The 12,077-nt window shown below is 60.3% G+C and carries 12 protein-coding genes; 6 read left to right on the forward strand and 6 right to left on the reverse strand.

Annotated features, from left to right (window positions below):
- Positions 1-173 precede the first annotated feature (173 nt).
- The 4 genes from NMP98_RS18440 to NMP98_RS18455 all read left to right on the forward strand — a co-directional run bounded on the left by NMP98_RS18440 (position 174) and on the right by NMP98_RS18455 (position 4,282).
- Positions 174-1,697 (forward strand): hypothetical protein, encoded by a 1,524-nt coding sequence (locus NMP98_RS18440; protein ID WP_254859313.1) that lies wholly within the window; start codon positions 174-176, stop codon positions 1,695-1,697.
- Positions 1,698-1,809: 112 nt separating this feature from the next.
- Positions 1,810-2,853: a DUF7544 domain-containing protein gene (locus NMP98_RS18445; RefSeq protein WP_254859314.1), complete on the forward strand. Its 1,044-nt coding sequence runs from the start codon at positions 1,810-1,812 to the stop codon at positions 2,851-2,853.
- A 45-nt stretch (positions 2,854-2,898) separates the two neighbouring features.
- A complete protein-coding gene (locus NMP98_RS18450) occupies positions 2,899-3,843 on the forward strand; it encodes a CPBP family intramembrane glutamic endopeptidase (protein WP_254859315.1) in 945 nt (314 codons plus the stop codon).
- A gap of 64 nt (positions 3,844-3,907) precedes the next feature.
- Positions 3,908-4,282 carry a rhodanese-like domain-containing protein gene (locus NMP98_RS18455; RefSeq protein WP_254859316.1) on the forward strand — a complete coding sequence of 125 codons (375 nt, stop codon included), beginning with the start codon at positions 3,908-3,910 and terminating at the stop codon, positions 4,280-4,282.
- A gap of 1 nt (position 4,283) precedes the next feature.
- Here NMP98_RS18455 and NMP98_RS18460 read toward each other — a convergent pair whose 3' ends face one another.
- The 4 genes from NMP98_RS18460 to NMP98_RS18475 all read right to left on the reverse strand — a co-directional run bounded on the left by NMP98_RS18460 (position 4,284) and on the right by NMP98_RS18475 (position 8,328).
- Positions 4,284-5,537 carry an RNA-guided endonuclease InsQ/TnpB family protein gene (locus NMP98_RS18460; RefSeq protein ID WP_254859317.1) on the reverse strand — a complete coding sequence of 418 codons (1,254 nt, stop codon included), beginning with the start codon at positions 5,535-5,537 and terminating at the stop codon, positions 4,284-4,286.
- 154 nt (positions 5,538-5,691) lie between these two features.
- The gene (locus NMP98_RS18465) at positions 5,692-6,522 is read right to left on the reverse strand and encodes a TrmB family transcriptional regulator (RefSeq protein WP_254859318.1); all 831 of its coding nucleotides are present in this window, start codon (positions 6,520-6,522) and stop codon (positions 5,692-5,694) included.
- 427 nt (positions 6,523-6,949) lie between these two features.
- Positions 6,950-7,111, reverse strand: coding sequence for a hypothetical protein (locus NMP98_RS18470; RefSeq protein WP_254859319.1), 162 nt, complete (start codon positions 7,109-7,111; stop codon positions 6,950-6,952).
- Positions 7,111-8,328 carry an RNA-guided endonuclease InsQ/TnpB family protein gene (locus NMP98_RS18475; protein ID WP_254859320.1) on the reverse strand — a complete coding sequence of 406 codons (1,218 nt, stop codon included), beginning with the start codon at positions 8,326-8,328 and terminating at the stop codon, positions 7,111-7,113. The genes NMP98_RS18470 and NMP98_RS18475 overlap by 1 nt, the downstream gene beginning before the upstream one ends.
- Positions 8,329-8,896: 568 nt before the next feature.
- On the opposite strand from NMP98_RS18475, the gene NMP98_RS18480 reads away from it, so the two are divergent.
- Positions 8,897-10,072: a tubulin/FtsZ family protein gene (locus NMP98_RS18480; RefSeq protein WP_254859321.1), complete on the forward strand. Its 1,176-nt coding sequence runs from the start codon at positions 8,897-8,899 to the stop codon at positions 10,070-10,072.
- 140 nt (positions 10,073-10,212) lie between these two features.
- Here the strand turns inward: NMP98_RS18480 and NMP98_RS18485 are convergent, their stop codons facing one another.
- The gene (locus NMP98_RS18485) at positions 10,213-10,461 is read right to left on the reverse strand and encodes a DUF4242 domain-containing protein (RefSeq protein WP_156707339.1); all 249 of its coding nucleotides are present in this window, start codon (positions 10,459-10,461) and stop codon (positions 10,213-10,215) included.
- A 204-nt stretch (positions 10,462-10,665) separates the two neighbouring features.
- Between NMP98_RS18485 and NMP98_RS18490 the strand changes: the two genes are divergently transcribed.
- Positions 10,666-10,965 (forward strand): HalOD1 output domain-containing protein, encoded by a 300-nt coding sequence (locus NMP98_RS18490; RefSeq protein ID WP_254859322.1) that lies wholly within the window; start codon positions 10,666-10,668, stop codon positions 10,963-10,965.
- 26 nt (positions 10,966-10,991) lie between these two features.
- Here NMP98_RS18490 and NMP98_RS18495 read toward each other — a convergent pair whose 3' ends face one another.
- Complete coding sequence (locus NMP98_RS18495) at positions 10,992-11,795, reverse strand: TrmB family transcriptional regulator (protein ID WP_254859323.1); 804 nt, start codon at positions 11,793-11,795, stop codon at positions 10,992-10,994.
- Between the last annotated feature and the right edge of the window lie 282 nt (positions 11,796-12,077).

Raw genomic sequence — 12,077 nt, forward strand, 5'->3', positions numbered from 1 at the left:
GCTTAGATTTATATCGGGGGTTGGAGAAACAAGCACAGATGAGGCTGCACAGAGACAACGACCACGGTGAGGCTGGAAATCGCCGAATCGAGGCGACGGGCGACCGTTCTCACCGACACTCACACCGGAGTGTACCGACGGCATTGGGTGGGTCACGGGAGTAGTGAATCGGGATGAATCCATGGATTGACGACGAGACAGACGAGTGGAACCGCTGTAATCGGGCGACGCCGAGGCGTCTCTTGGGACTCAGCTACGCGGGTGGTGTGGTCGTTCTGCTGGCGCTGGCCGGGGTTCTGATATTCGGTGCAACCCCGGCCGTCGGTGGGGGCACGACGAGCGATACGATGGCTGACGGCGACGTGGCGCCGACAATGATGGCCGTTACCAGCAGCCATCCTGTCGCCAGCTGTACTGTTTCGGACACGAGCGTCCAAGTAGGTGAGTCGGTGACTATCGACGCCTCGGCGTCCGAAAACGCCTTTGGCTACCAGTACGACAGGTATGGCGATGGCTCGTTCGGCGAGTATACGTATGAGTCTTCGAGAACGGTCGCGTACTCCGAAGCAGGGACCTACGAACCGCAAGTGAAAGTCTGGTCATCTGATGCTGAATCCAGTGACGTCGCATCCTGTGGCAGTATCACGGTGACCGAAGCAACGCCGACTCCGATGCCTACGGTGACGCCGACACCGACATCGACTCCGATGCCCACAGTGACGCCGACACCGACGCCGACCCCGATGCCTACGGTGACGCCGACACCGACGCCGACCCCGATGCCCACAGTGACGCCAACACCGACGGCAGCTCCGATGCCCACGGTGACGCCCACTCCCACGTCGGCGGCGGTTGCCAGCTGTACGGTCTCGGAGACGAGTGTCCAGGTTGGGGAGTCAGTGACGATTGACGCCTCGAACTCCGAGAACGCCGACGAATTCCAGTACGACCGGTACGGGGACGGCTCCTTCGGCCAGTACACTACTCAGCCTTCCAGAGTGGTCGCCTACTCCGAAGCGGGGACCTACGAGCCGCGGGTGAAGGTCTGGTCCTACAGCGGTGGCGAATCCAGTGACACCGCGTCCTGTGGCACGCTCTCCGTGACCGACGCGACGCCGACACCAACGGCGACGCTCACCCCGACGCCAACAGCCACTCCGACGACGCCAATGCCAACTCTCACCCCGACACCGACGACTTCTCCGACCTCGACCGTCACGCCGACTCCAACCGAGTCGGGGTCGGCAAGCTCGTCGACTGGGACCCTGACCCCGACTCCGACGTCGACGACCGAAACGGCCACGGACAGTGGAGCGTGGTTCCGGTACAGCCCGAACGACCCGAGCGAGAACGACTCGGTCAAACTCACCGCCGAACCGGCAGTAACAGAAGACGCCGTCGAAGCATACAGCTGGGACATTGACGGTGATGGGTCCGCCGACCGACACGGACGAGTCTTGGAACTGCCCGCGAAGACGAGCGAGGAAGCGGCGGTTACGCTCACCATCGAGAGAGCCAACGGAAGCACGGCGCGTGTCACGAGAGTCGTCCCAATCACGGCGAGTCTCGCTGGCCAAACGGTGACTCCCCGAGAGCCAACGGCTGGCATCGGTGGCGGCATCCCGACCGCGGCGCTTTTCGGCCTCGTGGCCATCGCCCTCGCGGTAGTGGTTGCCGCCTGGTCACGGAAGGATTAGTTCGCGCCCTCGATTCTGGGTTTCTCGAGTAGGAAGGGGTCGTGGTATGGGGGCTGATACGCTTCTGACACGTCGTCAACGCCTTTTGCCGTCTCCGACGGTGTCTCAGCGGTTGAGAACCACCCAAAACGCTATCGGGGATGTCGCCGATTATCTCTGTATGGCCCTCCATGCCATCGACGACGTTAGCGACGCGATAGATGTCACACGGGAGTTCCTGTTCCCGTTCGAGTTACGGCGGTGGCTCAAACTCGCCCTCGTCGCCTTTTTCATCGGCGGGTCGACGAGTGCGCCGACGGGGAACTTCAACACCGGCGGGACGCCGAGCGACACGCCGGGGCAACAGCCGGGGCAACTCCCCGACGGCATCCCCTCGACGCTTCCGGACGACTTCCTCCTGATTGTCGGCCTGGTCGTGGCCGCCGTTCTCGTCATCGGCCTCGCGTTCGCGATAATCGGGTCGATAATGGAGTTCGTCTTCATCGAATCGCTCCGCAGCGGCAGGGTGTCGATTCGGCGCTACTGGAATCGACGGTGGAGACAGGGACTTCGCCTGTTCGGCTTCCGTCTCCTTATCGGCCTCCCCTTCCTGTTGCTCGTCGTCGGGTGGTTGGCGCTTCTGTTGGTGCCGCTGCTCACCGGTAACGCTGCCCCGGGTATCGCCGCCTTCGTCATCGGGATTCCGCTCATCTTCCTCGCGGCGCTCGTCTACGGGGTCATCGACGGCTTCACGACCGCGTTCGTCGTTCCGCTCATGATTCAAAACGACAGCGGCGTCCTCGCCGCGTGGGGTCGACTCTGGTCGTCCCTGAAAGCCGAATGGAAGGAGTACCTCGCCTACGCGCTCGTCGCCTTCGGCCTGGGCATCGTCGCCGCCTTCCTGCTGTCGATTGCGGTCGGTATCGGCGCAGTCATCGTGGCTATCCCGTTTGTCATCTTGGGTGGCGTTACGTATCTGGCGCTGTCGTTCTCGACGGCCGGCCTCGTCATCATCGGGGTGCTCGCGGCCGTGTTCGTCGTGGCGCTCATCGTCCTCGCGGCGCTCGCTCAAGTTCCGGTGCTCGCGTACCTGCGGTACTACGCCCTGCTCGTGTTGGGCGATATCGAACCCGACTTCGATCTGATTCCCGACCGCCGTCCCGTCGAGGACGAGTAGACCCTGGGCCCTACGTTTTTGAGGTCCGGCGGTCCAGACTCACCAATGTCCTCCAGAACTGCCGCTGAACCGGCGTTCGACGCGGTCGACACTCGGAAGGTGGGGGCGTTCCTCGCGCTCGCTTTCGGCATTTCCTGGACGAGTGCGGGCGCTCTCTACGTTGCCGGTGTCGAACTGCAAACCATTGCCGGGACCGTCCTCGTCGTCGCCCTGTTCATGTGGGCGCCTGCAATCGCCGCGATACTCGTTCAGTACCGCGCCGGCGGATCGATTCGTGACGGCTGTGGTCTGCGTCTCGGCCGACCTCGGTGGCTGGCCGTTGGCTGGCTCGCCCCCCTCGCTCTCGTCGCCGCGACCATCGGCGTGGGCGCGCTGCTGCCCGGCGTGTCGGTGACGACCGACTACGCGGCATTTCTCCTTGACCTCGGCCTTCCACAGGCGCAAGTCGAGGAAGCCATCGCCCAACTCGAAGCGTTCCCGGGGCCGCCCGCACTGTTGTTCGCCGTCCAGGGACTCGGTGCCGGGCTGACGATTAACGCTCTCGCCGCGCTGGGTGAGGAACTCGGATGGCGCGGTCTGTTGCTCGAGGAACTGTCGCCGCTCGGGTTCTGGAAGGTCTCGGTGCTTACAGGTGCCGTTTGGGGACTCTGGCACGCACCAATCATCCTGCAGGGCCACAACTTTCCGGAGGCACCGATTGTCGGCGTCTTCGTGATGACCGTCGCGACGGTGGCTGTCTCGCCGGTGTACACCTACCTCACGGTTCGTGCGGAGTCGGTGCTGGCCGCGGCGTTCTTCCACGGGTCGTTCAACGGGCTCGGGGCGCTCTCGGTGGTGTATCTCGCCGGCGCTGGGAATCTCGTGACGGCCCCGGTGGGAATCGCTGGCATCGGCGCCGCCTTGCTCGCCACGGGCGCGTGCGTCGCTCACGACCGCATCGTCGCCGCTGAGGCGGTCACAGGTGGGGAGCCGTTGCGGCCGTTTTTGTGATTTTCACGAACACGAAAGCGGGCGAAACGGGGCGGTTTTGTATCGCGAGTACAATCTCTATTCGATGAGCAGTATCCGCCCGAACGAGTTGGCCGACCGCCTCGACTCCGACACGGATTCCGACCCGTTCCTCCTCGACATCCGCCCGGAACGCTCGTTCCAGTCCGGCGCCATCGAGAACAGTCACAACGTCGCCGTCTACGACGACCTACGCGGGGGCGACGACGCCACGCTCCGGCGGCACCTCCACGACATCCCGAGCGACCGCGATGTGGTGGTCATCTGTAAGATGGGCGTCGTCGCGAAACGCGCCACCAGCCTGCTCAACGAGGAAGGATACGATGCGGTGACGTTGCGCGGTGGGATGAGCGGCTGGCGGGGCTACCAGAACGGGTCGTTGAGTTACAAACTCCGGTCGTTGCTCTGGCGGCTCACTTGAGCTACCCACCGCTGAAGCGGTGGGATTCAGCGTGGACTCCCGTTCTCGCCTCGGTCGAGGCAGGTGATTCATACTCACCGTTCTCGTTCAGCGTCCCGCTGTTCAAGCGCACGCCCAAGAGTGCGCCTTCGTCGCTCCCAGTTTGGGTGCGACGAAGATACCGTAGTCCGATATTCTTCGCGGCGTTGTAGTCGGCGTGGTTTTCGTAGCCGCACTTCTGACACTCAAAGGACTCACTCTCGCGGTTATCCGGGTGCGTGAATCCACAGTGAGAACACCGACGCGACGTGTTCTCTGGGTCAACCTGTTCCACGTCTATCCCGTACTCTGCGGCTTTGTATTCGACGTACTTGTAGAGGCGATTGAACGCCCACTTGTGGCCCCACGACGCACCGGTACGCTCACGAATGTCGGTCAAGTCCTCGAACGCGATCACCGAACACTCGTGGTCACGAGCTTCAGCCACCAACTCGTTCGCTATCCGGTGAAGCGTCAGCTTGAACCGGCCTTCCTCTTTGCGTCCGACAGCCTGCATATTCTCGTGTGCCCATCGCGTGCCACACTCTTGTAGGTCGCCACGCCGCTTCTCGTATTCACGCCGCCAGTGGTCGAACTCGTCGCCAGTCCAGAACGTCCCTGTTGAGGTGACGGCGAGGTTGTTCACGCCGAGGTCAACGCCAAGCACCGTTCCGTGCGCGGTCGTTGCCTGGTCCGGGGTGTCAGACTCCACTTCCCTCTTGCAGTGGATATGAAGTTGCCACTCGCCGTGCTTCCGGTGTACCTCCGCCCCAGTCGTCTCGTACTCGTCAGAGAACAGGTATTCGGCGTGGGGCGTGTCACTGTCTTCGTCTGGTAACACGTAGTCGGCTTCAACTCGACCATCCGTGGTGGCGAGAGACACGTAGTCGTCGTAGAACGTGGCGGTGCGGTGGTCGTAGACGACGTGCGGGGAAGTCATACGCGGTTTCGAGGCTTTCTTGCCGGTTTTCCAGCGTTCAACCACACTCTTGCAGGCTTCAGCGGCTTTGTTGCGGGCGTTTTGGACCAACCCTGTGTTCAGGGGTGTCTGGTCGCACACATCGTCGTAGGTTTCGTCTTGCAGCTGGCTTTTGCTTGTGGTAACGTATTCGCCGTGGAAGGCGTGGTCAACCACGTACTGTGCCGCGAACAGAAATTCGTCAACGGTATCGCGGAGAAGTGCGTCGTCGTCACTATCCACGTCAAGCGCGACGGGGACAGTGCGCCGCACTTCCATAAATTAGATGTGGTGTTAGGAGTTTATCAACGTTGGGGGGTCAGAGTGGCTACGTCCGGTGGTTTGTGGAACGGAGCTTACGGATTCATCCCACGGCTAAAGCCGTGGGGTTTCTCCTGCATTTTCTCTAATCACCGCATTCTGTGCGGGCTGTTCAGCTGTCGGTGTCCACTCGGCCGTTCTCGAACAGCAGTCCGGTGGCCATCAGCCGCCGAACGATGGTGACGAGGCCGTTGTCGAATCCGGTCCCGAAAACGCCCTGTTCGTGTGCTCGCCGCTCCGCTTCGGTTTCGGTGAACGAACTCACCAGAATCGCTTCTCGGTCGACCATCAACAGCCGACTGATTTCGGTGTCGTCGTCCGGTAGTGGGGACTGACTCAACCACTCCAGTTCCGACACGAACACCTCGACTTCGGGGAGCGACCCTTGAATCTCGGTGTGGAGCGCCTCGTCGATGGTGCCGACGATGACGTCGACGCCCCGCCTTTGGGCCGCCCGCAACTGCTCGGTCAGGTGGTCGGTGAAAATACTCTCGTGGCCGACGACGAGAATCACTTCCTCTTCGGCCTGCTCGATTAATTGCTCCGTCCGACTCGTGATGCCTTGGTCGTCGGAGAGCATCCACACCCCGTGGGTGACGTCCGTCGATTCTGTGTCCTCGACCGGTTCGAGGCCCCGCAGCGTGTCACGGAGCGATTCGGTGCGCTCGGTGTACTCCGCCTGAAGGGTGTTGATGGCCTCGTCTATCGAGACGGCTCGAAACACCTGTGGATTGGAGTGTTGGGTCTCGACCAGCCCCTTCTCTTCGAGGACCCGAATCGCGTCGTAGACGCGCGTCCGGGGAACTTCGGAGGTCTCGCTGATGTCTTTCGCCGTGCCACTCTGCCGGCGCGTGAGTGCCACGAACGACTTGGCCTCGTACTCCTTGAGCCCAAGTTCCTGGAGCAATCCAATCGCGTGTTCTTGTTTTGACGTATGATCCATTGGTCCCAACCTCAACCGCTAGCGGTTCGTTCATGTCCTAGGTGTTTAGTACGTCGTTTCGTACTCACGAACTGTCACTCGGATAGTCACGATATTCGCCGATAGCACGGGTTCGAGGCGTCGAACGACCGCCTCCGTGAGTGGATTAACCCAGTTAATCACAGTACGTCTATGTGGGATTGGCACGCAGGGTAATATGGCGTGTGGCCGCAGACTGGTCCCAACCTCTCTGTCACTACACGCCGGAACCACCCTGCTCGGTGGTTTTTGAGAACTGTTCGAGACGCGCCTTCGAGTCACCACGAGTGAACGGGGCCCGCCATCGAACCCGAAGGCGGTTCGTTCGAACTTGAGGTCGTCCCCTCCGGAAGTGGTCGGTTCTCGAGAAGCCCCAGCACGCTGGCGGGTGCGGTGATTTCAACTAACACTACTTCAGTAGCTCCTCGACGATGTCGGTGGCGTGGTACCGAATCGTTTCGCGCTGCGGGTCGTATTCGATGACGCCCGCCTCCTGCAACAGCGGCAGATGCGTATCACCTACACCCGCCGTGAACGGCGGGGTTTGTCGGTGAACTCCCGGTCTGTCCACTACACTGTGGAAGGCGAGTAGTCGCCGTTCCCGTTCACTGTTCCCGACTTCAGGGCAAGGTGATAGGTTGCCCCTCCAGAACCAGACTTGCGCCGGTTCTGGATGAATTTGTGTGCAATGTTTCGCGCCGCGTTGTAGTCACTGTGGAGCTCTTTGCCGCATTTCTGGCACACGAACTCGTCGCCGTCACGGTTGTCTTCATGCGTGAATCCACACCCTGTTTCGGAACACCGTTGACTGGTGTAGGCCGGATGGACTGTCTCAACCGTGATTCCTTCTTCGTTCGCTTTGTACTCGACTTGGCGTTTCAGTTCGTTGAATGTCCACTGCTGGAACTTCGAGGCGTTCGAGATGCGTTCTCGGATGTTCTCCAACTCCTCGAATACGATGGTCGTACAGCCCTGAGAAACCGCTTCTTTGACCAGTTCTTTCGAGGCGTGATGTAAGAAGTCCTCTGACCAGTTAGCGAAGGTATCACCGATGGACTGGATGGTGAGGTGTGCGCTTCGTGTTCCCTGTTGTTGGAGGCGAGCGCGGCGACGTTCGTATTCGCGGCGTTTGTGATTTAGCAGGTCTGCGTTCCCGATGAACGCGCCTGTGCTAGTAACGGCAAGATACCCGTCCACGTTCCGGTCGACGCCAAGAACTGTTTTGTTCTCGGCTTCTGCCGACGTTTCTTCGCGTTCCTGCTTCACAGAAACGTGGAGATAGTAGGTATCAGTCTGATGGTCGTACCGGAGTTTCGCACCCTGTTTTGTCCACTTGTCGCTTTCCAAATATTCGGCCTGAATCGAGTCCGTGGGGTAGACGTATTCTGCATGAATGCGACTGCCGCCGTATGCGGTCAACGAACAGTAGCCGTCGAAGTAGGTGATCGCGTTCGTGTTGTACACGGTCGTGTTTGACCTGAACACGGGTTGTGAGACTCGTTCGCCGTCTTTCATCTTCTCGACCACCGATGTGAGAACGTCTGCGGCATGGTTAGCCGCCCCCACGCACAGGTCAGCGTGGAGGGCAGTATCCTCGCGTATGTCGTCGTACACGAGTCGTTGGAGATGATTACCTGATGTAATCACGTACCCGTCGTCGTCCCCCTCCCATCCACGGTCTGCGAACCGCTGTGTTGCGTCCCGAAACGTATTCATTGTTCGTTTCAGGTCGTCACGACGGTTGCTAGGGACGGAGAGTTTCACGACAGCGGTACGATTGATCTCCATCTATCTGCCACTTGTGGCGCTATGTTTATATAAAATTGGGGGGTGGCCGGGTTGTTGAATATTGACTGCTTCTCGGAGCTTACGCGATTCCCGCCGCCGTGAACGGCGGGACTCCCTCGCTGAATTAAGTGGTGAAGTCGAATCTCGAGTTGCTCACGCGCCGTTTCCGGGTCGACCGAGGGTGACGTGTCCGTCAGGAGTGCGTCGACGAGTTGGTCAACCGTCGTGTGTCCGTCTTCGTCAACGACGTGTCGGAGGGCCCTTCGTCGCTGCTCGTGGGCTAATAACTCGAAGGCTGTATCGGTCGACAGCTGTTGTGGAGGTGCGGTCATGTTTTGTCTCACCATGTCCCGACGGGGCCTCTACTCGCGTGAACGTGGTGTAGATAAAGTCACGGTCTATGCAGAAACCTCTGCTTTTAACCCGGATTATCAAACAAAGATGCGATAATTTTAACAAATGGATATGCGGGGCTGTTGCTTCGACAACGGGATGTACCGAGGACAGCTCGAAGTACGTTCATAGTTAGCAATTAACTAAGCCGAAACGAGGGCGACCACTGGGGACGATGAAACTCGCCCTCATCGGCTTCGGGAACGCGGGGTCGAAGATTACGGACAAACTCCTCGAATTCGAACGCGAAACCGGTCGGACGCTGACCAGCGCCGCGCTCGCCGTCAACTCCGCTCGGGTCGACCTCGAACGGCTCGAGTACGTCCCCGACGAGAATCGAGTTCTCATCGGGCAAACCGACCACCGGTCGAAGGGCCACGGCGCGGGTGGCGACCCCGACCTCGGCGCCGAAATTGCCGAACAAGACGCCCACGAAATCGAGCGTGCACTCGACCGAGTCCCGATTTACGCCATCGACGGCTTCCTCATCGTTGCCGGCCTCGGCGGCGGCACGGGCAGCGGCGGCGCGCCGGTGTTGGCCGAGACGCTCCGAGAGACGTACAACGAACCGGTGTACGGGCTGGGTGTCCTTCCGAGCACCGAGGAGGGTGGCCGACCGGCGCTGAACGCCGCCCGGTCGTTGCAGTCGTTTGCGGACGCCACCGAGAACCTCATCCTCTTCGATAACGACGCCTGGCGGCAGAGCGGTGACACCGTCGAGGCGGGCTATGAATCGACGAACGAGGAACTCGCCAAACGCGTGGCGACGCTGCTTTCGGCCGGCGAAATCGACGGCTCACAGGTGTCGGAAAACGCGATGGACTCCAGCGACATTCGCCGAACCCTCGCGACCGGCGGCCTCAGCGTCATCGGTTACGCCGAGGCCGACCGCCGCGGCGCCGACCGGACGGGGCTGCTCGACCGGCTCCGCGGCACCGCGCCGGCCGACACCGACGGCGCCGATTCAGCGACGAAAATCAGCAGTCTCGTCCAGAAAAGCGTTCAATCCCGGTTGACCTGTCCGTCGACTGTCTCGTCGGCCGAGCGGTCGCTCATCGTCGTCTCCGGGCCGCCGGAGGTGTTATCCCGAAAGGGAGTCGAAAGCGGTCGGCGCTGGCTCGAAGGCGAAACCGACAGCAACGAAGTGCTCGCCGGTGACGACCCACGGAGGGCACGCGACGTGATCTCCGTGGCGGTGTTGCTGTCGAACGTGACCGACATCCAGCGCGTCAAGGAACTCCAACAGCAGGCCGTCGATGCCAAAGAACGAATCACTGCCGCCGAACAGCGGCGCGACCAGGAGATACAGGACCTCATCACTGACGACGAGGACGAACTCGACCCGGTGTAGGCGGCCGAGGGTGTTCGTTTTTCCCAGTGGTGCTCTCGAATCAACACGGTGGCCGTATGCTCGGCGTCCGACCGGGACACGCAATTAGTCACGCAAGCAGTACGCCGGCGTCCGCGAACTGCTGCGGCACAACAGGTGAGTCACTCGCCCTGTTCGACTTCGAAGATTTCGTCCGCAGTGAGGCCGTGGGCTTCTTTGTGGACCTTCTCACCGGCTTCTTTGCTGGGGCCTTCAAAGAGACAAAAGACGGCCCCCTCGTCTTCGTCTACCCAGTAATTCAGGTATTTCACACCGTGTTTCTCCTGGGTCTCGAGATCCTTCTTGTGAGCTTCTACGACATCCTCAACGCTTGCATCGACATCCCGATGCACGTCCATATAGAGTGGCATGGTACACATCGTCGGTGGCGATACCCACGGTTAGTTATTTAGCGCCATTTTCCGGTACGACGCACTTATTTAAGAGACAGAAGGTGGTCGGACGCTCGCGGAATAGGCACGGCCAATTTCACGGTTTCGACTAGCCTGAAGTACTGTTTTGATAATATGGGTGAAATTCAGGTGCGTTTTCTTCGTCCACCACGATACGGTAGTATGGAGTACGAGATCGGACCGGAAGAAGCCACGAGTACGGCCGTGGTCCGTGCGGTGAGCGCCGTCGAGGGTCGTGACCCCCAGTCACTTCGGCCGCTCGCGGACGTTCTCGAACCCACTGCGTTGGATTCGCTGTTCGAATCGCAGGATGACGGCCGCTCACGAGTGGGCGGCCGTCTGACGTTCGTCTACAGCAGGTGCTGGGTCACGGTCGACAACGGCGAGTACCTCACGCTCGAACAACTCGAATCCGATATCCGCAACGAGCGTTCGAACGGGGCCGACGGCGACCTCGGGTGACGGGCCAGCGGGCGGCATCCGAGGGCCTACGAGGCGGGGTCGCGCTCGGTCAACAGCCCCTGTGACATGAGCCGACGGGCGATAACGATGAGGCCGTTTCCGAACCCCTCTCCGAAAATCGCTTGTTCCTCTTTCGTCACGGGCATAATCGAACTCACGAGAATCGTCGAGCGGTCGATTAGCAACAACCGACCGATGGCGGTTTCCTCTTCGGTGGCGTCCACACCGTGTAACCACTCCAGCCCCGAGATGAATGTCGTAGCGTCAGGGATGGCGGCTTGAATCTGTTCCTGTAGCGGTTCAGTCAACGCGCCGATGAGTAACTCGGCGCCGCTTTCGACCTCGTTGAGGGTCGTCACGAGGCTATCGGTCAGTAGCGACTCGTCGCCGATGACGAGTACGATTTCGTCGTCTGCCGTCTCGATGAGCTCTTCGGCTCGATTTTCGATGCCGTCGTTCCCGGACATCGACCACACTTGTTGAACCGGCTCTTCGTCGTCTTCATCGACGATTTCGACGGTGTCGAGGGCGTCCTGAAGTCGTTCGACGCGGGCCTCGTATTGGTCGCGGAGCGTTTCGGTCGCTTCTTCGAGTGAAACCGCGCGGAACCGTTGTGGACTCGAATGGTGGATTTCGACCAACCCTTGGGCCTCCAGTACCCGAATCGCGTCGTACACCCTGGTTCGAGGCACCTCGGTCAACTCGCTGAGTTTCTTCGCCGTCCCTGTCTCTACCCGTGACAAGCCGACGAAACACCGCGCCTCGTATTCCTTCAACCCGAGTTGCTGGAGTACTTCGATTGCCTCTTCGATGTTTTCGGGTGCATTCATTGTGTCCCAACCGTCCCGTTTGAACGGGCTAGACTACCAATTGTGCCGGGATACGGATAGAGGTTGTCACTCGAAACATTACTTCGATGTCACACGGGACGGTTTGTACCTCTCACAAAGCAGACAGTCGCCAGCTGCGGGGGTGAATGGCTGGCGTATTGTCACTCAGAAAAGTACAACTACTCTTCGAGAAAACAGACGGACACAACGCGGACTCGTTCGTGCTACTACTGTTTTACTCAACAACTCACAATCGCTATCGTAATGCGAACGAATCCCGTC

It is taken from the genome of Natronomonas gomsonensis, from assembly GCF_024300825.1.
Classification (GTDB): domain Archaea; phylum Halobacteriota; class Halobacteria; order Halobacteriales; family Haloarculaceae; genus Natronomonas; species Natronomonas gomsonensis.